Annotated in this window: 22 protein-coding genes; 9 read left to right on the top strand and 13 right to left on the bottom strand. The window is 64.9% G+C overall.

The window, feature by feature from the left end:
• Positions 1–10: 10 nt before the first annotated feature.
• The 9 genes from EJB06_RS28445 (at position 11) to EJB06_RS28405 (ending at position 8,400) form a co-directional block, all read left to right on the top strand.
• On the top strand, positions 11–1,201 hold the full coding sequence (locus EJB06_RS28445; protein ID WP_126077410.1) for a flagellar hook protein FlgE: 1,191 nt from the start codon (positions 11–13) through the stop codon (positions 1,199–1,201).
• Positions 1,202–1,240: 39 nt separating this feature from the next.
• Positions 1,241–1,966: a flagellar basal body rod protein FlgF gene (locus tag EJB06_RS28440; protein WP_126077409.1), complete on the top strand. Its 726-nt coding sequence runs from the start codon at positions 1,241–1,243 to the stop codon at positions 1,964–1,966.
• A 28-nt stretch (positions 1,967–1,994) separates the two neighbouring features.
• Entirely contained in the window at positions 1,995–2,783 is a 789-nt protein-coding gene (gene flgG / locus EJB06_RS28435) for a flagellar basal-body rod protein FlgG (protein WP_167399876.1), read from the top strand.
• The gene (gene flgH, locus EJB06_RS28430; protein WP_198420941.1) at positions 2,783–3,436 is read left to right on the top strand and encodes a flagellar basal body L-ring protein FlgH; all 654 of its coding nucleotides are present in this window, start codon (positions 2,783–2,785) and stop codon (positions 3,434–3,436) included. Before flgG ends, flgH begins: the two co-directional genes overlap by 1 nt.
• A 53-nt stretch (positions 3,437–3,489) precedes the next feature.
• Positions 3,490–4,608, top strand: a complete 1,119-nt coding sequence (locus EJB06_RS28425) for a flagellar basal body P-ring protein FlgI (RefSeq protein WP_126077407.1) — start codon at positions 3,490–3,492, stop codon at positions 4,606–4,608.
• 13 nt (positions 4,609–4,621) lie between these two features.
• Positions 4,622–5,011, top strand: coding sequence for a rod-binding protein (locus EJB06_RS28420; protein WP_126077406.1), 390 nt, complete (start codon positions 4,622–4,624; stop codon positions 5,009–5,011).
• A gap of 72 nt (positions 5,012–5,083) precedes the next feature.
• Entirely contained in the window at positions 5,084–6,454 is a 1,371-nt protein-coding gene (gene flgK, locus EJB06_RS28415) for a flagellar hook-associated protein FlgK (RefSeq protein WP_126077405.1), read from the top strand.
• 10 nt (positions 6,455–6,464) lie between these two features.
• Complete coding sequence (flgL, locus tag EJB06_RS28410) at positions 6,465–7,376, top strand: flagellar hook-associated protein FlgL (RefSeq protein ID WP_126077404.1); 912 nt, start codon at positions 6,465–6,467, stop codon at positions 7,374–7,376.
• A gap of 4 nt (positions 7,377–7,380) precedes the next feature.
• A complete protein-coding gene (locus tag EJB06_RS28405; RefSeq protein WP_126077403.1) occupies positions 7,381–8,400 on the top strand; it encodes a hypothetical protein in 1,020 nt (339 codons plus the stop codon).
• A gap of 284 nt (positions 8,401–8,684) precedes the next feature.
• On the opposite strand, the gene EJB06_RS28400 is transcribed toward EJB06_RS28405, so the two are convergent.
• The 13 genes from EJB06_RS28400 to EJB06_RS28335 form a co-directional block, all read right to left on the bottom strand.
• On the bottom strand, positions 8,685–9,026 hold the full coding sequence (locus tag EJB06_RS28400; protein ID WP_126077402.1) for a YciI family protein: 342 nt from the start codon (positions 9,024–9,026) through the stop codon (positions 8,685–8,687).
• A 175-nt stretch (positions 9,027–9,201) separates the two neighbouring features.
• A complete protein-coding gene (locus EJB06_RS28395) occupies positions 9,202–10,113 on the bottom strand; it encodes a prolipoprotein diacylglyceryl transferase (RefSeq protein WP_126077401.1) in 912 nt (303 codons plus the stop codon).
• A 65-nt stretch (positions 10,114–10,178) separates the two neighbouring features.
• Positions 10,179–10,700 carry a CPBP family glutamic-type intramembrane protease gene (locus EJB06_RS28390; RefSeq protein ID WP_126077400.1) on the bottom strand — a complete coding sequence of 174 codons (522 nt, stop codon included), beginning with the start codon at positions 10,698–10,700 and terminating at the stop codon, positions 10,179–10,181.
• A 225-nt stretch (positions 10,701–10,925) separates the two neighbouring features.
• Complete coding sequence (gene typA, locus EJB06_RS28385) at positions 10,926–12,758, bottom strand: translational GTPase TypA (RefSeq protein WP_126077399.1); 1,833 nt, start codon at positions 12,756–12,758, stop codon at positions 10,926–10,928.
• Positions 12,759–12,992: 234 nt separating this feature from the next.
• Entirely contained in the window at positions 12,993–13,484 is a 492-nt protein-coding gene (locus EJB06_RS28380; RefSeq protein ID WP_126077398.1) for a metal-dependent hydrolase, read from the bottom strand.
• Positions 13,485–14,411 (bottom strand): tRNA pseudouridine(55) synthase TruB, encoded by a 927-nt coding sequence (gene truB, locus EJB06_RS28375; protein WP_126077397.1) that lies wholly within the window; start codon positions 14,409–14,411, stop codon positions 13,485–13,487. It abuts the gene before it with no gap.
• Positions 14,412–14,417: 6 nt separating this feature from the next.
• Positions 14,418–14,855, bottom strand: a complete 438-nt coding sequence (rbfA, locus tag EJB06_RS28370; protein ID WP_126077396.1) for a 30S ribosome-binding factor RbfA — start codon at positions 14,853–14,855, stop codon at positions 14,418–14,420.
• Between the two features lie 299 nt (positions 14,856–15,154).
• The gene (infB, locus tag EJB06_RS28360; RefSeq protein WP_126077394.1) at positions 15,155–17,992 is read right to left on the bottom strand and encodes a translation initiation factor IF-2; all 2,838 of its coding nucleotides are present in this window, start codon (positions 17,990–17,992) and stop codon (positions 15,155–15,157) included.
• A 47-nt stretch (positions 17,993–18,039) separates the two neighbouring features.
• Positions 18,040–19,605, bottom strand: a complete 1,566-nt coding sequence (gene nusA / locus EJB06_RS28355) for a transcription termination factor NusA (RefSeq protein WP_099874597.1) — start codon at positions 19,603–19,605, stop codon at positions 18,040–18,042.
• Positions 19,602–20,090 carry a ribosome maturation factor RimP gene (gene rimP / locus EJB06_RS28350; RefSeq protein ID WP_126077393.1) on the bottom strand — a complete coding sequence of 163 codons (489 nt, stop codon included), beginning with the start codon at positions 20,088–20,090 and terminating at the stop codon, positions 19,602–19,604. The genes nusA and rimP overlap by 4 nt, the downstream gene beginning before the upstream one ends.
• A gap of 331 nt (positions 20,091–20,421) precedes the next feature.
• Entirely contained in the window at positions 20,422–22,515 is a 2,094-nt protein-coding gene (gene rluB / locus EJB06_RS28345; protein ID WP_126077392.1) for a 23S rRNA pseudouridine(2605) synthase RluB, read from the bottom strand.
• Complete coding sequence (gene scpB / locus EJB06_RS28340) at positions 22,502–23,305, bottom strand: SMC-Scp complex subunit ScpB (RefSeq protein ID WP_126077391.1); 804 nt, start codon at positions 23,303–23,305, stop codon at positions 22,502–22,504. The genes rluB and scpB overlap by 14 nt, the downstream gene beginning before the upstream one ends.
• Positions 23,306–24,145: 840 nt before the next feature.
• On the bottom strand, positions 24,146–25,189 hold the full coding sequence (locus EJB06_RS28335) for a glucokinase (protein ID WP_126077390.1): 1,044 nt from the start codon (positions 25,187–25,189) through the stop codon (positions 24,146–24,148).
• Between the last annotated feature and the right edge of the window lie 33 nt (positions 25,190–25,222).

Here is a 25,222-nt window from a genome sequence, read left to right as displayed (position 1 = left end):
GCAGACCATCATGAGTTTCGAAATCGCATTGTCGGGCATCCAGTCGATCAACACCCAGCTGGAAGCGGTCAGTAACAATATCGCCAACGCCGGCACCTACGGCTTCAAGAGCAGCCGCGCCAACTTTTCGGCCATGTACGCCGGCTCCCAGGCGACCGGCGTCGAAGTCGGTTCGATGACCCAGAGCATCGGCCTGAATGGCGGCGTGACCACCACCGGGCGCGGCCTGGACGCGGCCATCGACGGCCGCGGCTTCTTCGTCAGCCGCGACAGCCAGGGCGTGATGAACTACAGCCGGGTCGGCATTTTCTCGGCCAACAAGGACGGCCTGCTGGTCGACAGCAACGGCCGCGCCGTGCAGGGCTACGCCGCCGTCAAGGGCAGCACCGCGCTGGGCGTGATGGGCAATATCAACGTGCCGACCGGCCAGATCCCGGCCGTCGCCAGCACCAAGGTCAACTACGTCGGCAACCTGTCGAACGACTGGGCCGTCCCGCCGGTCACCACCTTCGATCCGGCCGTCTCCGGCAGCTACAATATGGCCAAGCAATCGGTGTTCTACGATTCGCTGGGCAGCCAGCACACCCTGTCGCAGTATTTCGTCAAAGGCACTGGCACCAACGTCACGGTGCACTACGCGGTCGACGGCGGCACCCCGCTGGCCACCACCACCACCCTGGCCTTTTCCAACCTGGGCGCGCTGCCGCCGGTGCCGCCGGCCACCACCCTGAACATCACTACCACCAACGGCTCGGCCCCGGTCGTGCTGGACCTGAACTACGCCGGCACCACCCTCAACGCCGGCGAAGCCATCACCACCACCAACAGCGCCGACGGCTACACCTCGGGCACCTTCATCGGCGTCGAAATGGCGGCCGACGGCTCGGTCATGGCCAAGTACAGCAACGAGCAGCGGCAGGTGGTCGCCACGGTGGCGCTGGCCACCTTCGCCGACGAAGGTTCCCTGACCGCGGTCAGCGACACCAGCTGGACCGCCAACGCCTCGTCCGGTTCGGCCCTGTACGGCAACCCGGGCAGCGGCCTGGCCGGCAAGCTCAATACCGGCGCGCTGGAACGCTCGAATGTTGACATTACGTCAGAACTTGTGGGCCTGATGACGTCACAGCGCAACTATCAGGCCAATTCCAAGGTGATTTCAACAGAAAATCAGATGATTCAGTCCTTAATGCAGGCACTATAAGTAGCTGCACGGAAATACTGAATTCTTCGAGGGAGCAACATGGATAAATTGATCTTTACAGCACTGAGCGGCGCCGAGCGCGCGCTGAAGGCCCAGCAGGTCCACGCCAACAATCTGGCGAACATGGAAACGACGGGCTTTCGCGCCAACCTGGAAATGTCGGCCACGCAAGCGCTGGGCGGTTCCGGTTTCGACGACCGCCACTATGTGCGGATGCAGTCCGATGCGGTGTCGGCGCGCTCCGGTCCGGTCAAGGAAACCGGGCGCGACCTCGATGTGGCGGTGACCGGCGACGGTTACCTGACCGTGCAGTGGCAGGGCGGCGAAGCCTACACCCGCGCCGGCGCCATCAATATCGACGCCGACGGCGCGCTCTCCATCAACGGCCATCCGCTGATGGGCGAAGGCGGGCCGGTGGTGCTGCCGCCGCATAACGCGGTCACGATCGGCTCGGACGGCTCGATTTCGGTGCTGGCGCCGGGCGCGCCCGACATGCAGGTGATCGACAAGCTGCGCCTGGTCAAGGCCGAAGCCGGCGAAGTGACCAAGAACGAAGGCGGCCTGATCGTCTCGCGCAGCGGCCAGCCGCTCGCCGCCGACGAGACCGTGGTCGTGCGCGGCCGCCACCTGGAAGGCAGCAATGTGTCGGCGGTCGAAGAAATGGTCGCCACCATGAGCCTGAACCGCAGCTTCGAGATGCAGATGAAGCTGCTCAAGGCCAGCGACAACATGAATGAAGTCGGCAACCGCCTGCTCGGCGGCTGAAGCCCCCGTACACTGAAAGGAAAAGATCATGAATCCAGCAATGTGGATCAGCAAGACCGGGGTGCAAGCCCAGGACGCCAAACTGCAGGCCATCGCCAACAACCTGGCCAACGTCAACACCGTCGGCTTCAAGCGCGACCGCGTGGTGTTCGAAGACCTGTTCTACCAGGTCGACCAGCAGCCGGGCGCCCAGCGCGCCGACAACACCCTCTCGCCGTCCGGCGTGCAGCTCGGTAACGGTACCCACCTGCTGGGCACCCAGAAAGTGTTCACCAACGGCAGCCTGCAAACCACCAGCCAGCCGCTCGACGTGGCCATTTCCGGCAACGGCTTCCTGCAGGTGCGCCGTCCGAACGGCGACCCGGCCTACACCCGCGCCGGCCAGCTGCAGGTCGACGCCACCGGCACCCTGGTCAACGCCCAGGGCTTGCCGCTGGTGCCGCAGATTACCGTCCCGAACAACGCCACCGCGATCACCATCGGCGAAAACGGCATGGTCTCGGCCACGATCGCCGGCAGCACCACGCCGTCCGAACTGGGCCAGCTGACGCTGTCGAACTTCGTCAACCCGACGGGCCTCCTGGCGCTCGGCGAAAACCTGTTCTCGGAAACCCCGGCCAGCGGCGCCGCCGCCGAAGGGCGTCCGGGCGACGGCGCTTTCGGCAAGCTCAAGCAGGGCGCGCTGGAAGGCTCGAACGTCCAGGTGGTCGAAGAAATGGTCGACATGATCGCCGCCCAGCGCACCTACGAGATGAACACCAAGGTGCTCTCGGCCGCCGACAATATGCTGCAATACCTGGCCCAGGCGGCGCGCTGATGAAAGCCGCCGCCTTGTTGGCGCTGGCTGTGCTGGGAGGCTGCGCCGGCAGCGTCCAGCCGCCGCCGCGCGCGATGGCCGAGGAAACCGCCCCGCTGCCGCGGGCGGCGGTGCGCGGCGGCATGTCGGGCGGCGTGTTCAACGCCGAAGCCGTGCCCTTGACGTCCGACAGCCGCGCCTTCCGCACCGGCGACGTGGTCACCGTGATCCTGCAGGAGACCACCCAGGCCAGCAAGCGCGCCGGCACCAGCATCAGCAAGGAGTCGAGCGTGGGCGTGACCCCGCCCATCCTGCTCGGCAAGACGTTCCCGAAAGCCGGGATCGACCTCTCGGCCGAACGCGGCTTCGAAGGCGACGCCACCAGCACCCAGCAGAACGCCCTGTCGGGCGCGCTGACCGTGATCGTGCAGGAAGTGCTGCCCAACGGCCTGTTGCGCGTGGCCGGCGAAAAAAGCCTGACCCTGAACCAGGGCGAAGAATTCGTGCGCCTCAAGGGCTACCTGCGCGCCGCCGACATCGACGCCGACAACCAGGTCTCCTCGCTGCGCGTGGCCAACGCCCAGATCAGTTATTCCGGCAAGGGCGCGCTCGCCAATGCCAACCAGCCAGGCTGGCTGACCCGCTTCTTCCTCGGTCCCTGGATGCCGTTCTGAACGCCGTTCCGCGCTTGCCGCTTTTGCCGTCCTTGCCGTTTTAAGGAAACACCATGCAATCACGCTTTCTGACCCTCCCCCTTTCCGTGCTGGCCCTGCTCTCCTGCCTGGCCCTGCCGACGACCGCCTCGGCCGCGCAAACCCTGCGCAACCTGGTCAGCGTGGAAGGTGTGCGCGAGAACCCGCTGGTCGGCTACGGCCTCGTGGTCGGCCTGAACGGCAGCGGCGACAGCACCCAGGTCAAGTTCGCCAGCCAGTCGGTGGTCAACATGCTCAAGCAGTTCGGCGTCAAGCTGCCGGACGGCGCCGAAGCGAAGAACAAGAACGTGGCGGCGGTCATGGTCAGCGCGGTGTTTCCGCCCGGCTACCGGCGCGGCCAGCCGATCGACGTCACCGTCTCCTCGCTCGGCGACGCCAAGAGCCTGCGCGGCGGCGTGCTGCTGCTCACCCAGCTGCGCGCGGCCGACAATGAAGTCTACGCCCTGGCGCAAGGCAATGTGGTGGTCGGCGGCCTGAACGCCACCGGCGCCAGCGGTTCCAGCGTCACCGTAAACACCCCGACCGGCGGCCGGATTCCCAACGGCGCCAACATCGAACGCGAAATCGGCAGCGACTTTTCCACCCGCGCCGAGGTCATGCTGCGCCTGAAAAACCCGCACTTCCAGACCGCCACCAACGTGGTCGACGCCATCAACCGCCGCTTCGGCCCGCTGGCCACCACCGCCGACGGCGCCAGCATCGAAGTCATCGCCCCCGCCAACCCGACCGAGCGCGTGGCCTTCATGGCCAAGCTGCAAGCGCTGTCGGTCGATGTCGGCGCCGACACCCCGAAAGTGGTCTTCAATTCGCGCACCGGCACGGTGGTGATCGCCGAAGGCGTGCGCGTCAAGGCCGCCGCCGTCACCCACGGCTCGCTCAAGGTGGTGATCGCCGAAAGCTCGGCCGTGAGCCAGCCCGGCCCGTTTTCCAACGGCCGCACCGCCGTCACCCCGCAATCGAAGCTGTCGGTCGACCAGGGTTCGGGCGCCATGTTCAAATGGCCGGCCGGCGCCAAGCTGCAAACCATCATCGACATCGTCAACAGCCTGGGCGCCTCGCCCGACGACATCATGGCGATCCTGCAGGCGCTCGACCAGGCCGGCGCCATCGAAGGCGAACTGGTCGTCATTTAATTCCGGAGTTGCCATGAATCCGCTCGACCTTACCAGCAAGCTCAACCGCGCCGGCATGCCCGCCGGCCATGAAGCGGCCGTCGCCCCGGCGGCCGACCCGGTCTTCGTGGCCAAGGCCACCAAGGCCGCCATCGAATTCGAAAGTTTCTTTATCGGCAATATGCTGCAGCAAATGCGCAGCGGCACGCGCGCCATGGCCGACGACGACAGCGTCTTCAAGGACCCGGTCAACCGCGACATGCAAGACATGGCCGACAACATGATGGCCGGCCAGATGGCGCAGCAGCGCGCCTTCGGCGTGGCCGACGCCATCCTGCGCCAGCTGCTGCCGGCCGCCGCGCCGGGCGCGGCGCACGCCTCCGCCGCACCCGCCCCGCTCCAGACTCCGCAAGAAAAAATTTAATGGCGGCAATAAAACGGTCGCCTTACAGATAAGACGACCCATCTTGCCGGCCCATCGAGAAAGAAGTAAGCCATGAGCATCCTGAACAACGCCTTGAGCGGCGCCCTTGCTTCCCAGCTCGCGCTGCAGGCCACCAGCCAGAACATTGCTAACCTGCAAACCAAGGGTTATACCCGCCAGTCGGCCCTGCTGACCGCCGTCGGTCCGCAGTCCGGTCCGCGCTCGGCCGGCAACGGGGTGGCGGTCAACTCGCTGCTGCGCTTTTCCGATGGCTACAAGAACCAGCAACTGTGGCGCGCCGCCTCCGGCGTCGGCCAGTATTCCCAGACCCAGCCCTACCTGACCCAGCTCGAGCGGGTGATGGGCGACAACGACGCCAGCCTGAGCAACGGCGTCGACAAATTCTTCCAGGCCCTGAACGCGGTGGCCGGCGTCGATCCGACCTCGACCCCGCTGCGCCAGCAGGTGCTGACCGCCGCCGGCGCCATGGCGCAGCGCTTCAACAGCATGAACAATCTGTACAACGGCCAGCTGCAATCGCTGCGCGACCAGCGCAGCGCCATCGTGTCCTCGGCGAATGCCTCGATCCAGACCATCGCCGACCTGAACCGCCAGATCAGCCTGGCCAGCGCCTCCGGCAGCAGCACCTCGACCCTGGTCGACGCGCGCGACCTGGCCATCGACGCCCTCTCGACCCAGGTCAGCCTGGAAGTGACCGACCAGCCCGACGGCACCCGCAGCATTTCGCTGAAAACCGGCCAGGCGCTGGTGATCGGCGACATCGCCGCGACCCTGGTGGCCGAACCGGGCGCGACGCAAAACCTGCGGGTCGACTTCGCCGGCTCCTCGTTCCAGCTCGACAAGGCCGGCGTGGGCGCCCAGCTCGGCGGCCTGGGCCTGTACGAACGCGACATCCTGCTGCCGATGCAGCAGCGCGTCTCCGACCTGGCCCAGCAGCTGGCGCAAAAGGTCAACACCCAGTTGTCCGCCGGCTACACCATGAACGGCGCGGCCGGCGGCCCGCTGTTCGTATTTACCCCCGGCAGCCCGTCCAATATGCTGCAGGTCGCGGCCGGCTTCCAGACCGCCGACCTCGCCTTTTCGGGCGATAATACCCCTGGCGACAGCGGCAACCTGCAAAAGCTGATCGGCATCAAGAAGCAGCCGGTCACCCTCACCGGGCTCGGCGCAGTGCTGATCAGCGACGCCGATTCCCAGCTGGTCGGCAAGCTCGCCGTCGACAGCCAGCAAAACCGGGTCGCCCTGGCCACCGCCGAGACCATGCGCAACCATGCGATGTCGGACTGGACCTCGACCAGCGGCGTGAACAAGGATGAAGAAGCGGTGAATCTGGTCGAGTACCAGAATATGTACCAGGCGAACATGAAAGTGATGTCAGTTGCCAATTCGCTGTTCGATGCGACATTGGCCATGATGGGTTAAGGAGAAACGTATGCGGATTGCCACCAGCCAGTACCAATCGACGATGAACATCTCGCTCCAGCTGAACCAGGAGCGCATCAGCTACGTCAACCAGCAGATGTCCAGCCGCACCCGCATCCTGCTGCCCTCGGACGACCCGGTCGACACGGTGCGCATGTCGCGCCTGCACCGCGAAGAATCGGACGTGACCCAGTACCGCGCCAACATCGCCGCCCTGAAGATCCGCCTGACCAAGAACGAAGCCTACCTCGGCAGCATGGTGAACGACATGATGCAGGGCCGCGACCTGCTGGTCTGGTCCTCGGACGGCGGCAACGCCCCGGCCGACCTGGCCGCCATGGTCTCGCCCCTGACCGCCCTGCGCGAAAGCCTGCTGTACACGGCCAACTCGATCGACCAGGAAGGGCGCTACGTGTTTTCCGGGACCCAGACCGGCACCGCCCCGATCGCCTACAACGCGGCGGCCCCGGCCGGTTCGCGCTACAGCTACGCCGGCAATACCAACGACCAGACCGTGGTGGTCGGCAACGGCATCACCCAGGTCGCGAACGGCAACATGAAGGGCATCGAAACCATGCTCAACCAGCTCGACCTGACCATCACCACCCTGGCCGCCCCGGGCGTGTCGGCCAACGACCCGGCTGTGCGCACCATCCTGGCCGCCAACCTGGACGGCTTCGACACCGCGCTCGACCTGATTTCCGGCAAGATCGCAGTCCTGGGCGGCTCGCAGAACATCATCGGCACGCTCGACGAAAACCACACCAATGTGAGCCTGTCGAACCAGATGGCGCTGACCGACATCGGCCAGCTCGACTACGGCCTCGCCGCGACCGAGCTGAACGGCTATACCAGCGCGCTGGAAGCGACCTACAAGGCTTACGCCAAGATCGGCAACCTGTCCCTGTTTGCGGCGCTCTAAGGTCATGGAAGCCATCCGCCCCACCCCCGGCGCCACCAGCGCCACCACCGGCCCGGCCGGGACCAGCGGCGCCGGCGTGCGCAGCGAAGCCGCCCCCGGCGCCGGGCAGACGCGTCCGCCGCAACTGTCGCCGGCCCAGCCGGTACCGGGCGCGGCCCCGCCCTTGCGGCGCGGCCTGGCGCGGGTCGACCACCAGCTCCAGGGCGACGTCGCCAGCGCCCAGCAGGCGCTCGACTTCCTGGAACAGGTGGCCGGCCAGCTGCAGGCGCTGAAAAGCGAAATCAGCGCCAAGCTCACCTCGCGGCGCGGCGACAACGGCGCCATCGAAGCGCACCTGAGCCAGCTCGGCGCGACCATGGACAAACGGCGACAGGCCAGCGGCGGCAGCGTCGACGCGCGCCTGAACTTCAGCAGCCCGCAGCCGGCCAGCCAGCGCTTCCGCGTCAAGGGACTGAACCTCGACATGCTCACCGCCGGGTCCAGCCAGACCCTGTCGTTTTCGGTGGGCGGCAACACCCAGCCGCTGACGGTGGCGGTCGACCCGACCCTGACGCGCGACGAAATCGTGGTCCGTTTCGACCGCGCGCTGGCGCCGGCCAACATGCGCGTGAGCGCCGACGGCAGCGGCGCGCTGGTCTTCAGCACGCCGGAAAATGCCTGGCCGATGGTGCGCGACTCGCTCTCGATCCAGGGAGTGGGACGGGTGGCGGTGGAAGCCGACACCGAAGTCATCACGCCGCAGCAATGGCGCGCCGACGACACCGACGCCCTGCGCCAGAGTTTGCATGAAGTGGTGCAAGCGCTCTCGCAAGTGCAGCGTTCGCAGGATGCGGCCAGCCAGGCGCTCAGTGCCGCGGCCAGCCGCGCCTCGGCCAACCAGCCGCCGGCGGCCGACATCGAAGTGATGGCGCAGGATTTTGCCGACACCGCCAGCACGCCGAACTATGAATCGCTGCTGGCGATCACCTCGGCGCTGGTCGGCATCAGCCGCGAACGCGTCCTCGCCCTGCTCGGCCTGCACTGACCCGCACACCGGGGTCAGAGCTTTTATCTGCAAGTTTGCCGATTAATCCGACAAACGCGCCATTGCGCCTACCACCGGGGTCAGACCTCTGATTCGAAACGTTTCGAATCGGAGGTCTGGCCCCGGTGCTCTTACAGGGTGTCGGCGGCCCAGTTCCGCTTCGCAAGCTGCGATTAATCCGATTCACGCCTGATTGCGCCTACAACCGGGGTCAGAGCTTTAATGTGAAATGTTTCAAGTTAAAGCTCTGACCCGGTTTGAGCCCGGTTTGAGCCCCAGCGCCCTCAGGACTGCGGGTCGAAGCCGAAGACGCGTAGCTCCTGGTCGCAACGACAAGCCTTCGCAATGCGCGCGGCCCACGCGACAGCTTCCTCGCGCGAGGGTAATTCCAGCACGGTGAAGCCGCCATCGAGCGGCGGCGCCCACGGGTAGCCGCCCTCGGCGAGCGCGCCGTCGGCGGCGACCAGAACGGGCGGCACGCCTTCGTCGATGCCGCCGCCGAAGACGTACACGCCGGCAACTTTCGCTTCGTCGATCACGGCGTGCGAGTCGCGCACCACCGCGTCCCACTCGCCGTCGGGCACGACCATCGCAGCGCTGGGAAAGGAGATCAGATACTTGGCCATGGTGCTAGTTCCTTTGGAGATCGATGTCAGTTGCGGGGCGGCTTGTGCGGCCCGACGCGCACGGCGCATGCCCCTTCGTTCGCTACGGCCGGCGCCCCGTCCAGTGTATCAAGAAGAGCCCGCTCCAAGCCCCGTTGACGTCTGCGCTCGACCGATCAGGCAACACCGGAAGCCGTCACGTCGCCGACAGCGCCGGCGCCGCGCGGCGGCTCAGCAGCGCCATCCCGATCAGGCCGGCCAGCGTGAGCACCACGGCGATGATCTCCGCCTGGCTCGCCTGCACGCCGCCGAGGTCGATGAGGGGATTGACCCGGATTTGCTCGATCAGGAAGCGCTCGATACCGGCCAGGACCAGGTACACCGAAAACAGCCAGCCGCTCTGGAAACGGTGCTTGCGCAGCGCCCACAGCAGCGCGAAACACGCCAGCGCCATCGCCGTCTCGTACACCGAGGTCGGATACACGCCCGGCGCCGCGATCACTTCACCGTAAATATTGTTGTCGTAGGTCTGCGCCCAGAACCAGGTCGGCAGCCACTCGGGTTTCAGCGCCATGTTGGCGGCCGTCCCCCAGTCGCCATCGCCCGACACCTGGCAGCCGACCCGGCCGAGCGCATAGCCGAGCATCATGGCCGGCGCCACCGCGTCGAGCAGCGGGCGGATCGGCAGCTTCCAACGGCGCAGGCACAGCACGCCGGCCACCGTACCGAGGATCAGCCCGCCGAACACGCTGAGGCCCGAGCGGCTGAAAATCATGCTCCACGGATCGAGAAGAAACTGGTCCGTGTGCTCCAGGATATGGAACAGGCGCGCCCCGACAATCCCGACCAGCACCACGATGAACGCCAGGTCGCTGACGATGTCCTGCGGCGGCAGCGCCACCTCGCCCACCACCCCATCGTCGCCCTTGACGCGCTTGTACGCCGGCCCGACCCGCCCCTCGGCATGCAGCCGCGCCAGTTCGCGCTTGAGACAGGCGGCGCCGGCCAGGATCGCCATGGCGACGAGCAGGCCGAAGGTGGCGATCGGCAACGGCAGCTCGAGGCCGGTCAAGTCCTTGATGACATCACTTAGATACGGATACGACATGACATTCTTTCCTTAAAAACGAGGCCGATACCAGGCTGATATCAGGCCGATACCAGGCCGGCAGCCTAGCCCTGCAGCGCGAGCGCGCACAATAACAGGGCATTGTTGCTTGCATGAACCACCGCAGTCAATGCAATTGCGCCCGGCATGCCGTAGTCGAGCCCGTGCACATAGCGCCAGCTGAACACCGCGCCCGAGATGGCGGTCATGATACCTTGCTCCCACCCGCCGCCGCTGTGCATGTGCCAAAGGCTGAACACGGCAGCCCCGGCAATCACCGCTGCGGCCATCGACCGCGAGAACCGACGCACGAACGAAATCGACAGCCATTGCGCGACCAGGGTGTCGAACACGGGCGACCACAACAAGGCAACAAAGAGAATGTGAAACCAGTCGCGCGAGCGGAACACCGCATCGCCGGCCAGCTTCACGCTGCGCCCCCGCAACAGCGGTTCGAGCACCCACCCCAGCACCATCGCGCACAGTGCCAGGGTCACGCCAAGCAGGACGGCGCCGGCCAGCGCGGCCCTGAAACGTGGCAGTGGCGGCGACGCGGGCTGCAAGGCCCGCAGGGCAAACTCGTGCATGGACAGCTCCCGAAGTGGATGAGACCGGAACGCTATTAATGCAGGTTCAGTGCCCTGCTCGTCAATACGATCCGCATAATCCGCTCGCCCGTGAGCAATATTGCAATTTAAAGCTCTGACCCCGGTGGAATGCAAAACGCCTTCCGCCGGGCCCGCATCGATGCCGATGCAAGTCCGGGGGAAGGCGTTGTCGCGACAGCGTGCGGGGCACGCCGCCGGCGTCGATTACGCTTCGCGGCTGGCTTTTTTGCGCTCGTGCTCTTTCAGGAAGCGCTTGCGCAGGCGGATCGATTTCGGCGTGATTTCGACCAGTTCGTCGTCGGCGATGAATTCGACCGCGTATTCGAGCGACATCTGGATCGGCGGTACCAGGCGCACCGCTTCGTCGGTACCCGAGGAACGCACGTTGGTCAGCTGCTTGCCCTTGATCGGGTTGACCACCAGGTCGTTGTCGCGCGAGTGAATGCCGATGATCATGCCTTCGTAGACCGGGTCGTTGTGCACCACGAACATGCGGCCGCGGTCCTGCAGTTTCCAGATGGCGTAGGCAACAGCGGCGCCGTCGTCCTGCGAGATCAGCACGCCGTTGCGGCGGCCGGCCATTTCGCCTTTCGAGTTGTCGACCGGTGCGTATTCGTCGAATACGTGGCTCATCAGGCCGGTACCGCGGGTCAGGGTCATGAATTCGCCCTGGAAGCCGATCAGGCCGCGTGCAGGAATCTTGTATTCCAGACGAACACGGCCCTTACCGTCCGATTCCATGTTCTGCAGGTCGCCGCGACGACGGCCCAGTTCTTCCATGACGCCGCCCTGGTTGGCTTCTTCCACGTCGACCGAGAGTTGCTCGAACGGCTCGTGGCGCACGCCGTCGACCATCTTGAACACCACGCGTGGACGCGAGACGGCCAGCTCGAAGCCTTCGCGGCGCATGTTTTCGATCAGGATCGTCAGGTGCAGTTCGCCACGGCCCGAGACTTCGAAAATCGTGTCGTCGTCGGTCGGCGCCACGCGCAGGGCGACGTTGGCTTTCAGTTCGCGGTCCAGGCGGTCGCGCAGCTGGCGGCTGGTGACGAACTTGCCTTCGCGGCCGGCCAGCGGCGAGTTGTTGACCATGAAGTTCATGGTCAGGGTCGGCTCGTCGACGGTCAGCATCGGCAGCGCTTCCGGGGTGTCCGGCTGGCAGATGGTCGAACCGATGCCGATTTCGTCGATACCGTTGATCAGCACGATGTCGCCGGCGACCGCTTCGTCGACCAGCACGCGTTCCAGGCCCTTGAAGTTCAGCACCTGATTGATGCGGCCCTTGATCGGGGTCGAATCGGGACCGTTCAGGACGATGACGTCCTGGCCGGTCTTCACGCGGCCGCGGTTGATGCGGCCGATGCCGATCTTGCCGACGTACGAGGAGTAGTCCAGCGAGGTCACTTGCATCTGCAGCGGGCCGTCCGGATTGTCGTCACGCACGGGAACGTGCTTGAGGATGGCTTCGAACAGCGGGGTCATGTCGCCTTCGCGGGTTTCCGCGTCCAGGCTGGCGTAGCCGTTCAGGGCCGATGCGAACACGACCGGGAAGTCCAGCTGTTCGTCGGTGGCGCCCAGCTTGTCGAACAGTTCGAAGGTCTGGTTGATCGCCCATTCGGCGCGCGCGCCCGGACGGTCGATCTTGTTGACCACGACGATTGGCTTGAGGCCCAGCGCCAGCGCTTTACGCGTCACGAAGCGGGTCTGCGGCATCGGGCCTTCCTGCGCATCGACCAGCAGCAGCACCGAGTCGACCATCGACAGCACGCGCTCGACTTCGCCGCCGAAGTCGGCGTGGCCCGGGGTGTCGACGATGTTAATGTGGGTGCCGTTGTATTCAACCGCGCAGTTCTTCGACAGAATCGTAATGCCACGTTCTTTTTCGAGGTCGTTCGAATCCATTACGCGGGTTTCGACTGCCTGGTTTTCACGGAAGGTACCGGATTGGCGCAGCAGCTTGTCCACGAGCGTGGTTTTGCCGTGGTCAACGTGGGCGATGATAGCGATGTTACGAATTGCGCGTTTTGAATTTGACATGGTCGTAAGGAACGGAAATGTACGTGGTGTACGAAGGTGTACGGTGCTGCGTAAATCAGGAACCGACTAGTATAGCACGCTAAAGCGGTGTATTGCGCACCACCAATTTGAAAAGCCCTGCAATTTCAATGGCTTGCTGCTTTTTTCACCACAGATACGCAACGGGGAGCTGCAATTGTGCGGGCTTTTCGTGTCCGCAGCATGACAAGGATGGCGCAGGCCGATGCGCGGGCGTCACCGCCGCTGCCGGCCTTGCCTGAAGCGGCGCCAGGCGTCGGCCACCAGCCACAGCGCCGCGCCCGCCACGCAGGCCAGATGCAAGGTGCGCAGCGACACCAGGCCGAGGAAGGGGTTGGCGCCCGACAGCGGCCACCATGGCTGCATGTCGCCGTGCATGATGGCGTCGAGGAACACATGGGAAAAGGTGCCGAGGAAGGCCCCCGTGCACGAGGCGAGCCAGCTGATCGCCTGATGGGGAATGCGCAGTAGCCGCAGCACGAATTCGCTGACCGGTTTGCCGCTCAGCGCGGCCAGCGCGCCGACCAGCAGCGCGCCGGGCAGGCTGTGGGTGGGGCCGTGCAGGATGTCGCTGGCGGCGATCATGCGCACCAGCGGTTCGATATCCATCAGCACCTGGGCGCCGCCGAAGGCCATGAAGCTGACATGACGCCCGCCGACGGCCTTCATCGCCGCGCCCGGCCCGAGGTGGAAGGGCGTGAACGGCATTTACCCGTGCGTGGCGGCGATCAGGCGCTCGGGCGCCAGGATCGCGTATTCCTGCAAGTTGGCGGTGCCGAGCAGGCGCTCGTCGTGGTACACGCGCACCCGGCCCAGGGTGGCGGGCAGGCTCAGTCCCTCTTCCTTGCCGAGGGCAAGCCGCTGGCCCTGCAGGAAGCGTTTCGCCAGTTCTTGCGTCAATTGCAGCGCCGGAAAACTCGACAGCAAGGCATCGACCGGGGCCAGCAGGCTCAAGGGTTCTGCATGGGCCTGCAAGGCTTCCAGCGTCACCATGCCGTCGATGGTCAGGGCGCCGACCCGGGTGCGGCGCAGCTGCACCAGGTGGGCGCCGCAGCCGAGCGCCTGGCCGATGTCTTCGCCCAGCACGCGGATGTAGGTGCCCTTGCTGCAGGTGACAGCCAGTTTGAGCAGCGGCGTCTCGAAGGAGATCAGTTCGAGCTTGAGAATGGTCACCGGGCGCGCCTCGCGTTCGAGCGTGATGCCTTCGCGCGCGTACTCGTAGTACGCCTTGCCGTCGCGCTTGAGCGCCGAATACATGGGCGGCACCTGCATGATCGGGCCCCGGAAGCGCGGCAGCACCGCCTCGATCTGGGCCAGGGTGACGTCGACGTCGCGCATGTCGATCGCTTCGCCCTCGGTGTCGCCGGTGGTGGTGGTGATGCCCAGGTGGACCGTGGTTTCGTAGGTCTTGTCGGCTTCGAGCAGGTCTTGCGAGAATTTGGTCGCTTCGCCGAAGCACAGCGGCAGTAAACCGGTGGCGAAAGGATCGAGCGTGCCCGTGTGGCCGGCTTTCTTGGCATTGAGCACGCGCTTGGCCTTGATCAGCGCATCGTTGGACGACAGGCCGACCGGCTTGTCGAGCAGCAGCACGCCGTCGACCAGGTCGCGCACCCGTTTGATATGGGCTTGTTTCATGCTGCGTTATTCGGCGTCTGGCTTGGCTGCCGGGGCCGCGCTGTCTTGCGGCAGCGGATCCGGCTCGGCATCGGCCGCGCGGGTGGCGTTGGCCTGGTCGATCAGGAGCGACATTTCCATGCCGCGCGAGGTCGAGGTGTCGTGCACGAAATGCAGCATCGGCAGGGTGTGGATGTGCAGGCGCTTGCCCAGCTGGTTGCGGATGAAGCCGGCTGCGGCGCCAAGGCCGTCGACCGTGTTCCTGATCGATTCCTTGTCGTCCTTGAACATGGTGAAGAACACCTTGGCGTGGGCGTAGTCGGGGGTGATCTGGACTTCGGTGATGGTGATCATGCCGATGCGCGGGTCTTTCAGACCGTACGCGACGATTTCTGCCAGGTCGCGCTGGATCTGGTCGGCCACGCGCAAGCCGCGGGCGGGAATGGTTTTGCTGTGTTTAGCCATGTTCGTATACTACTCTTTATGATTTTGTAGGGGGCACATTGTGGCGTGCCCTGAAGCGGCGGCAGGATGCCGCGCCGCGCGCCCGCTCGGGCATGGCGCAGTTGTCGCCATAAACCTTAAAACCGTCATTCCCGCGCAGGCGGGAATCCAAGGCTCCTTCGCTCAGCGACGAAGATTGGATTCCCGCCTGCGCGGGAATGACGGTTTGGGGGCTTGCGGCCAGAATGGCGTCGGCGGAAGTCGGCGGCACCCGGTCCGCAGCCTGTCGCCAGGATGCTTTCCGATGCCGCCGCCAACGATTACAAGGTACGGGCGATCTCTTGAACTTCGAACACTTCGAGGACGTCGCCGACTTCGATATCGTTGTAGTTCTTGAGCGACAGGCCGCACTCCAGACCGGCGCGCACTTCTTTCGCGTCGTCCTTGAAGCGCTTGAGCGAGTCGATCTCGCCGGTCCACACCACGATGTTGTTGCGCAGCAGGCGTACCGAGGACGAACGCTTGACCACGCCATCGGTGACCAGGCAACCGGCAATCGCGCCGACTTTCGAGACCAGGATGACCTGGCGAATCTCGACCTGGCCGGTGATGTGCTCGCGCTTCTCCGGTGCCAGCATGCCCGACAAGGCCGCCTTGATCTCGTCGATCGCATCGTAAATGATGTTGTAGTAGCGAATGTCCACGCCGTTCGACTCGGCCAGCTTGCGCGCCTGGGCGTCGGCACGGGTGTTGAACCCGATGATGACCGCCTTCGATGCGACCGCCAGGTTGACGTCCGATTCGGTAATGCCGCCCACCGCCGCGTGCACAACCTGTACCCGCACTTCGGAAGTCGACAGTTTTTGCAGGGAGCCGACCAGCGCTTCCTGCGAACCCTGGACGTCGGTCTTGACGATGACCGGCAGATTCTTGACTTCGCCTTCGCCCATGTTGTCGAACATGTTTTCCAGCTTGGCCGCTTGCTGCTTGGCCAGTTTGACGTCGCGGAACTTACCTTGACGGAACAGACCGATTTCGCGCGCCTTGCGCTCGTCGGCCATGACCATCACTTCTTCACCGGCCACCGGCACTTCGGTCAGGCCCTGGATTTCGACCGGGATCGACGGACCGGCTTCGGTGATCGCCTTGCCGTTCTCGTCGAGCATGGCGCGCACGCGGCCATACGAGGAGCCGGCCAGGATCACGTCGCCGCGGCGCAGGGTACCGGACTGCACCAGGATCGTCGCGACCGGACCGCGGCCCTTGTCCAGGCGTCCCTCGACCACCAGGCCGCGCGCCGGGGCGTCGACCGGGGCTTTGAGTTCCAGCACTTCGGCTTGCAGCAGAACCTGTTCCAGCAGGGCATCGATACCCTGGCCGGTCTTGGCCGATACCGGCACGAAGGGCGATTCGCCACCGTATTCTTCCGGCACGACCTGCTCGGCGATCAGCTCTTGCGAGACGCGGTCGACGTTGCCGCCCGGTTTGTCGATCTTGTTGATCGCCACCACCAGCGGTACGCCTGCAGCTTTTGCGTGAGCAATCGCTTCCTTGGTTTGCGGCATCACGCCATCGTCGGCGGCAACCACCAGGATGACGATGTCGGTTGCCTTGGCGCCACGGGCACGCATCGCGGTAAACGCTTCGTGGCCCGGGGTGTCGAGGAAGGTGATGATGCCGCGCGGCGTTTCGACGTGGTAGGCGCCGATGTGCTGCGTGATCCCGCCCGCTTCGCCCGACGCCACTTTGGCGCGGCGGATGTAGTCCAGCAGCGAGGTCTTGCCGTGGTCGACGTGACCCATGACGGTGACCACCGGTGCGCGCGCCTTCGACTCGAAGTGGGCGTGCTCGCCCTGGTCGGCCAGCAGCGCTTCCGGATCGTCGAGTTCGGCCGCAAATGCCTTGTGGCCCATTTCTTCGACCAGGATCATCGCCGTTTCCTGGTCCAGCACCTGGTTAATGGTGCACATCTGGCCCAGCTTCATCAGCTGCTTGATCACTTCGGATGCCTTGACCGACATCTTGTGCGCCAGTTCGGCCACCGTGATGGTTTCAGGAACGTGCACGTCCTTGACCACCGCTTCGGTCGGCGCCTGGAAATTGGTTTCGCGGTCATCGCTGTGCGATGGACGGCGGCCCTTGGCGCCACCGCGCCAGCTGTCGCGGCCACCCGGCGAACCGGTGTTGCCACGTGGCTTGATCGAGCCCGGCGCGCCGCGTTTCTTGGCGTCGTCCGACCAGGTCGACGACACATTGGCCGACTTGATCGACTTTTTGTCGGCCGTGGCCGGCTTCTTGTCGCCAGGCTTGTCGCCCGGTTTCTTGTCGGCCGGCTTGTGCAGGGTGCCTTCCGGCGCCTTCGGCTTGAGGGCGGCCACCGGCGCAGGCGCCGGTTCCGGCGCCTTGATCGCGCGCCGCGGCGCATTCATCATGGCCTTGATCTGCGCCACTTCGTCGGCCACGGCCTTGCGGGCGCGCTCGTTCGCTTCGGCACGGGCCGCAGCTTCCTGGGCGGCGAGCGCAGCCTTCTTCTTGGCTTCGTCGGCGGCCGTCTTCTTGGCTTCCTCGGCGGCAGCCTGGTCGGCGCCAGCGGCGGCCGCGGCGGCGGCAGCGGCTACCCGCTTCGCTTCGGCGTCGGCTTCCTTCTTGGCGTCCTGCTCGGCCTGCTTGGCCTGGGCTTCTTTTTCAGCGTCCAGCTTGGCGAGGCGCTCCTGCTTTTCACGCAGGTCGGCTTCCTGGCGCGCAATCAGCTCTTGCTGGCGGCGTGCTTCTTCCTCGCGACGGGCCACTTCGGCCGCATCGATCACTGGTGCAACAGGGGCTGCGGCCACCGGCGCGGGCGCCGGTGCCGGATCGTCGCGCTGGACGAAGGTGCGCTTCTTGCGCACTTCTACCTGGATCGTGCGCGACTTGCCGGTGGCGTCAGCCTGCTTGATCTCAGTGGTTTCTTTGCGCGTCAGCGTGATTTTCTTCTTCTCGGTGTCGGTTGCCGTGCCGTGGGTGCGGCGCAGGTGATCCAACAACTTATCCTTATCATCTTTCGACAATGGATCTGACGTCGAACTTTTATCGACGCCGGCAGAACGCAGCTGCGTCAGCAGCAAATCTGCAGGCATCTTCAGTTCGGTGGCAAATTGGGCTACGTTGTTACTCGCCATTCAGTCCTCTTTTCTTTGTGTCGAGACAGATGATAAGGTTACTCAAATTAAGCCTTGGCCACTTCTGCCAGGCTCCAGGCTTTCGCCTGCAGCGCCTTGGCGCGGTCGTCATACTTTGAGTCGACCAGCTTCATCTCGTCGTCGGTCACATCATTAAATTCATTCTTGATCAGATCGCGTGCACGGTCCGACGCCAGCGCCAGGATGGCACCGAATTCGTCGTACGCGAGCGCCGCGAACGCCTCAACGTTCTTGATACCGGCCAGGCCCAGCTTGCCCGCAGTGTTGCGGTCCATGCCTTCCAGGTTAACCAGCTGCTCGTCCATCCCTTCCAGGCCTTCTTCCGAAGCGATCGCTTCGGTCACCAGCGCATCGCGGGCACGGGTCCGCAGTTCGTTGACGGTATCTTCGTCGAAGGATTCGATATCGAGCATCTCGGAAATCGGCACATACGCGATTTCTTCGAGGCTAGCGAAGCCTTCTTCCACCAGGATGTCGGCCACTTCCTGGTCGACGTCGAGTTTTTCCATGAACAGCGCGCGTACCGCCGCGGTTTCCTGAGCCGATTTGTTCTCGGACTCTTCCGCCGTCATGATATTGATCTTCCAGCCGGTCAGCTCGGCAGCCAGGCGTACGTTCTGGCCGGAACGGCCGATCGCGATTGCCAGGTTTTCCTCGTCGACAACGACGTCCATCGCATGCTTTTCTTCGTCGACCATGATCGACGACACATTGGCCGGGGCCAGGGCGCCGATGACGAATTGCGCCGGGTCTTCCGACCACAGCACGATGTCGACGCGCTCGCCGCCCAGTTCGCCGGTCACGGCCTGCACGCGCGAACCGCGCATGCCGACGCAGGTGCCGATCGGGTCGATGCGCTTGTCGGCCGTGTAGACGGCGATCTTGGCGCGCACGCCGGCGTCGCGCGCCGCCGATTTAATTTCCAGCAAGCCTTGTTCGATTTCCGGCACTTCCAGTTCGAACAGCTTCATGATGAATTCCGGCGCGGTGCGCGACAGGATCACCTGCGGGCCGCGCATATTGCGGTCGATGCGCAGGATGTAAGCGCGGACGCGGTCGCCGATCCGCAGATTCTCTTTCGGGATCATCTGGTCGCGCGGCAGGCGCGCTTCGATCTTGCCCGATTCGACGATCGCGTCGCCGCGTTCCATGCGCTTGATGGTGCCGGTCACGAGCGAGTCGCCGCGCTCCAGGAAGTCGACCAGGATCTGTTCGCGCTCGGCGTCGCGCACACGCTGCAGGACCACCTGCTTGGTGTCCTGCGCGAAGCGGCGGCCGAATTCCACGGACTCGATCGGTTCTTCGATGTATTCGTCGACTTCGATGTCGGGGATGTTTTCCTTGGCTTCGAAGTGCAGGATTTCCTGGTCGGGCAGTTGCAGGCCGGCCTCGTCGGGCACGACGTGCCAGCGGCGGAAGGATTCGAACTCGCCCGAATCGCGGTCGATGGACACGCGAATGTCGACTTCGCCCTCGTAACGCTTCTTCGTGGCTTGCGCCAAGGCGAATTCGAGCGCCCCGAAGACCACATCTTTATCGACATTTTTTTCGCGCGCCAGCGCATCAACCAATAGTAAAACTTCGCGACTCATGCTTTGCGACTCCTAAAATCCACCTGCGGCACCAAGCGTGCCTTATCCAAGTCGGCGAGCGTAAACTCCAACAGCGCCGGACCATCCTTGCTTTCAAATTCCAATGCGATATTCTCGCCTTCCGGGGCCTGCAAGACGCCAGTGTAGGTCTTGCGGTCGGCCGTGCCGGGCAGGGCCACGCGCAGCTTGACGGTGCATTCGCAACCGGCGAAACGCGCGAAATCGGCCAGGGTGCGCACCGGGCGGTCCAGCCCCGGCGACGAGATTTCCAGGCGCTCGTAATTGACGTTTTCGACCGTCAGTACGTGCGACAGCTGGTGACTCACGGTGGCGCAGTCCTCGACCGTAATCGGGCCCTTTTCGGCCGCGTCGGCTGCAGTGAAATCGATATACACGCGCAGGATGCCGCGCTCGCCCCGTTCGACTTCAACGAGTTCGTAGCCCAGGCCACTGACTGTCTTGGCGATTAATTCAAACTGCTGCAAACAAGTTCTCCAGATCACGGTCCCGCGGGACCACTAAAAACGATTTACCAAAAAAAAAATGGGCATGTGCCCATCTTCCTATACTCCCAACCACATGAAAGTACTTGCACCCGTCCGAGGTGGGAAGAACTTTTATTAGGCTGCAGATTATAACCTGTTATCGGGCCGTTCGCAATCCGATGACGGGCAAATGAACAGGCATACAACACTTAACAAGTTTAAAACAAAAGCCGGGCCAGAAGTGCCGCGCCGGGATGCGTGCGCGCCGCCGTAGGCCGCAAAACAACACCGCGCGGCCCCGCCTGCGGCATTGCCGCAGGCGGGGCAAGCCTTAACCGCGGCGGCCGCGGCGCGGCATGCCGTGGTCGGCGCCACGCTGGCCTTGCGGCCCCTGCGGACGGCGATTGCCGCCGCCGGCATTGGCGAAACCGAAGGTGGTCTGCAACGGGTCGGGCTGGCGCGGGCCCTTGGCGCCGCCGCCATTGCCGCCATTGCCGCCATTGCCGCCCGGACGGCCGCTGCGCGGCTGGGCGTCGCCCTGCGGACGCGCCGAACGCTGGCCATCGCCTTGCGGACGGCCCTGGCCGCGGCCCTGGCCGTCGAACCCGCCGGCGCCGCGCGGCTGTCCGCCCATGCCACCCATGCCGCCCATGCCGCCGGGACGTCCCTGCGGACGGCCGCCGGCGCCGCGTCCCGCAGCGCCGCGCCCGCTCGGCGGACCGAAAGGATCGGCATTGCGGTTGGCGTCGACGCGGTCGATGCGGTTGCCGTCGGAACGCTTGTCGTCGTCGCTGCGCTGCTTGGCGTCGCCACGGCCCTTCGGACCGCGCGCGTCGTTGCCGGCGCCCTTCTTCTCGACCCCGAACGCGGCCAGCAGGTCGCGCACGGTGTTTTCTTCCAGCTCATCCCAGCGGCCGCGTTTCAGGTTGCTTGGCAGGGTCATGATGCCGTAGCGGGTACGGATCAGGCGCGAGACGGTCAGGCCGATCGCCTCGAACATGCGGCGCACCTCGCGGTTGCGGCCTTCGCCGATGACCACGCGGTACCATTTGTTGATGCCCTCGCCGCCGCCGTCGGCGATCTTGGTGAAGGATGCCACACCATCGTCGAGCTCGACGCCGGCCAGCAGTTTCTGGCGCATGCCCTCTTCCAGTTCGCCCAGGGTACGCACCGCGTATTCGCGGTCGATGTTGTAGCGCGGGTGCATCAGGCGGTTCGCCAGGTCACCGGAAGTCGTAAACAGCAGCAGACCTTCGGTATTGAAGTCGAGGCGGCCGACGGCCAGCCATTTGCCGGCCTTCATGGTCGGCAGGCGGTCGAACACCGATGGACGGCCTTCCGGATCGTCGTGGCTGACGATTTCGCCGGCCGGCTTGTGGTACACCAGCACGCGCGGCGGCTTGCTGCTCACCTTGCGGTGGATCAGCTTGCCGTTGATGCGCACGGCGTCGGTCGGCAGGATGCGCTGGCCGATGTGGGCCGGCTCGCCGTTGACCGACACGCGGCCGGCGACGATCAGGTCTTCCATGTCGCGGCGCGAACCGAGGCCGGCTTCGGCCAGGACCTTGTGCAATTTCGGTGCGTCGTCGTCCGAGGTCAGGTCGCGCCGCACCTGCTTGACCGGCTGCGAACGGCCGCCGTCGTTGGCGTCGAAGGCGTCCGAGGTGACGTACGAGAAGGCCGCATCGGCGTCGTTCAGCTTGTTCTTGCCGTGGTGCTGCAGGCCCGGATTGCCTTTTTTGTTCTTCTTGACGCGCGGCTTGGCGTCAAGGCTGCGCTCCGGACGCGGGCCGCGCTCGGGACGGGCGGCCGGCTCGGCCGGCGCTTCGGCGACAGGTTCCGCCGGCTCGCCGGCTTCGAGGCGCTCCATCTGGATGCGGGCTTCGCGCTGGCCGCGCAGTTCGCGCATCTGGCGCGGGCCGCGTGGCGGGCGCGGGCCGCGTTCGCCATTGGCGGGGGCGGCGCCGTCGGCGGCCGGGGCGGCCGCATCGGCGGCGGGAGCGGACTCGGCGACGACTGCTTTCGGGGCGCGCGGCTTGCGGGCGGCGGGCTTGTCGCTGGCGGCCGGGGCGGCGTCCACGGGGGCGCTGGCGGCGGCTGCCGGAGCGGCCGCTGCGGGAGCGGCTGCTGCGGGAGCGGCGGCGCTGGCGGCTGCTGGAGCGGACTCATCCGCTGCTACGGCAACTGCCTTTTTCGTGCGCGGCTTGGCCGGGGCCTTGGCGGGCGCGGCGTCGGCGGCGGGCGCGCTGGCCTCGCTGTCGGCGACGGCCTTTTTGGCGGCGGCGCGCTTCGGTTTCGGCGCCTCGATGCCGGCGGCGGCGTCCGCCTCTATCTGTGCCTTGGTGCGGCGTTTTGGCTTAGTCGCGGCCTCATCCATGCCAGCGATGTCGGCGGTAATTGTCTCAGTCGGTTTAGTTGGATTCATTATTCGTTTCTTGGTTGTGCTGACCTGGCGCAGCGTCAACCGTTATTTCTGGCGCAGGGTCGTGAATGAGGACTTCAGGAGATGAAGTATCGGAGCCGGCCGCATCCGCGACGGCGGGAGGAAATGCCTCCAGCGCGTCGCCGCTACCTGCACCATCGTCGTTTGCGGCCTCCGAGGCCGCCGCTTTATCAAAATTTTCCTGCAAGGCAGCCTCGAGTGCTTCCATTTCGTGACCGCCCTGCATGTCGCTGATTTGCTGCAAGGGAGGCAGCTGGGACAGCGAATTCAAGCCCAGATCGTCAAGGAACTGCTTGGTCGTGCCCAGCAAGGCCGGGCGGCCGATCACATCGCGATAACCGATCGCATCGATCCAGCCGCGGTCTTCCAGCATCTTGATCGTCTGCGAATTGACGGCAACGCCGCGTATTTCTTCGATATCGCCGCGGGTGACCGGCTGGCGATAGGCGATGATCGCCAGGGTTTCCAGGGTCGCGCGCGAATACTTCTGCGGCTTTTCCGGGCTCAGGCGATCGAGGTACTGCTTCATTTCAGGGCGGCTCTGGAAGCGCCAGCCGCTGGCCAGGCTGACGATTTCGATGCCGCGTTCGCTCCAGTCGCGGCGCAACTCTTCCAGCATGATCTTGATGGTGTCGGCGCCGACCCCGGCGCCGATCGGGCGGCCATGGTCATCGACATCGACGAACAGCTTCTTCATGCCATGGATCGACATGGGCTCGCGCGCACAGAGCAAAGCGGTTTCGAGGACCCGTTTGGCCTCATCAGTATTCATAACGATGTCTGTGCGGATGTTGCAATTAGGTGCGAGAAAAAATCAAACAAATACCACTCAACGCATGGTGGCGCGCGTCAAACAAGACGCCGACAGCATGAAAACACGTTGAAACTGGAATCCGTCGCCCGGGACGAAGCGCGCTGGGCGGGAATGTTACAGGTGGCGAGATGCGAACCCTGCCACACGGTTGCCTGCATACCTGGCGAGGCTAAACCGTTGATTTTCAAGAGAAACGCTGGTTCGTCGCAGCGGCAAGGAGGCCAAGCTCCGGGCGCGCACTACACGAACGATCGACATCGTTTACTCCAACACAGGCCATTGTACCCGATAAAAGCGCAAAAAGCACAATCCCCGGCGTCGGAAACGCCTGCAAACGCGCCGCACCCGGGGCCTGCGCCCTGATCAGCAATCAGTTCCCCCCCCAAACCGGGGTCAGAGCTTTAATTTGCATCTAAATACCGTCCGGAAACCGAACGGGCTCCCGAGCGGGGCCTGACCACCGATGAGAAGCTAGTTACCGCACGAACACCGCAGCGTCAGAGTCGCGCGCCATTCTCGCCACCCCCTCTATGAAAAGCGTCAGGAGACAGCTGAATTTTCGGCCCGCAAGTGTGCCGTAAACTGGCTTATCAGACACAAGAAATTCAATGAATTGCTGGCCAGAGCGCAGGCCAGGGTACGGGAAAATGCCGGGGATAATGAAGTTTCTAATTAAAGCTCTGACCCCGGTGGCGGGAATTTTCCTGGCAAAACCTCAGAAATGACGCAGATTGCTGTGCCTTTGAGTGTGCCTTTGAGAAATTAATTGCGAATCGGAGGCCGGACCGTGGTGAAGTTTTAGCGGCCGAGCTTTTCGGAAAGGACCGCGGAAACGCCGAGGAAGGCGGGGTAGTCGGCCGTAATGACAAACGTCGGCACCTGCGCCAGGTAGTTGACGAAGCGCCCTTTCTGCTCGAAGCGCGTACGGAAGCACGAGCGCGCAAAGCGCTCGCCCAGGCGCGGCACGATCCCGCCACCGATGTAGATACCGCCCTGCGCCCCCAGGGTAATCGCAAGATTGCCCGCCACCGTGCCCAGCATGCCGCAGAAGGCCTCGATCGCCCGGTCGCATAGCGCACATTCGCCCGCCAGCGCGCGCCGCGAGATCTCGGGCGCGTCCAGCTCCTGCGCCGCCTGCCCGGCATGCTGCGCCAGCGCGCGATAGATCAGCTCGATACCGTCGCCCGACAGCAGCCGTTCCGCCGAGACATGCTCGTACTGGCGCCACGCATACTGCAGGATCGCCACTTCGGTCTCGTTGGCCGGCGAAAACGTCACGTGCCCGCCTTCGCTGAGCAAGGCGGTCCAGCTGTCGCCCGCCGGAATCAGTCCCGACACGCCCAGCCCGGTTCCCGCCCCGACCAGCCCCAAGGGCGTATGCGCGCGCGCCGCGCCGCCGCCGATCTGCTGCTTCTGCCCGTCGGCAAGGTGCGGCAAGGCGCGCGCCAGCGCGGTGAAGTCGTTGACCACTTCCAGCGTCTCGAAGCCGCACTCGAGGCGCAAGGCGGCAATCGAAAACTCCCAGTGATGGTTGGTCATGCGCACCATGTCGCCCGTGATCGGATTGGCAATCGCCAGCGCCGCGTGGCGCAAGCCGGCCACCCCGGCCGCGACCACCTTGGGCGAGCCCAGATAGGCGCGCAGGGCGTCGGCCAGGGTCGGGTAGTTGGCACACGGCAGGACGTCGATCAGGCCGGCCTGCCCGGGAGCCGTTTCCAGCGCGAAGCGGGCGTTGGTGCCGCCGATGTCGGCCAGCAGGCGCGGACCATCGGTATACCGAGAAGACGGAGAAGACGGGGAAGACGGGACAGCAGGGTGTGGCGCGGTGGCGTGGTCGGTCATGGCGGCGAGTGTAGGATGGACTCGCCAAGCTTA

The sequence above is a fragment of the Massilia atriviolacea genome (assembly GCF_003953935.1).
Lineage (GTDB): Bacteria > Pseudomonadota > Gammaproteobacteria > Burkholderiales > Burkholderiaceae_D > Telluria_A > Telluria_A atriviolacea.
This window is presented reverse-complemented; position numbering and strand designations above follow the sequence as displayed.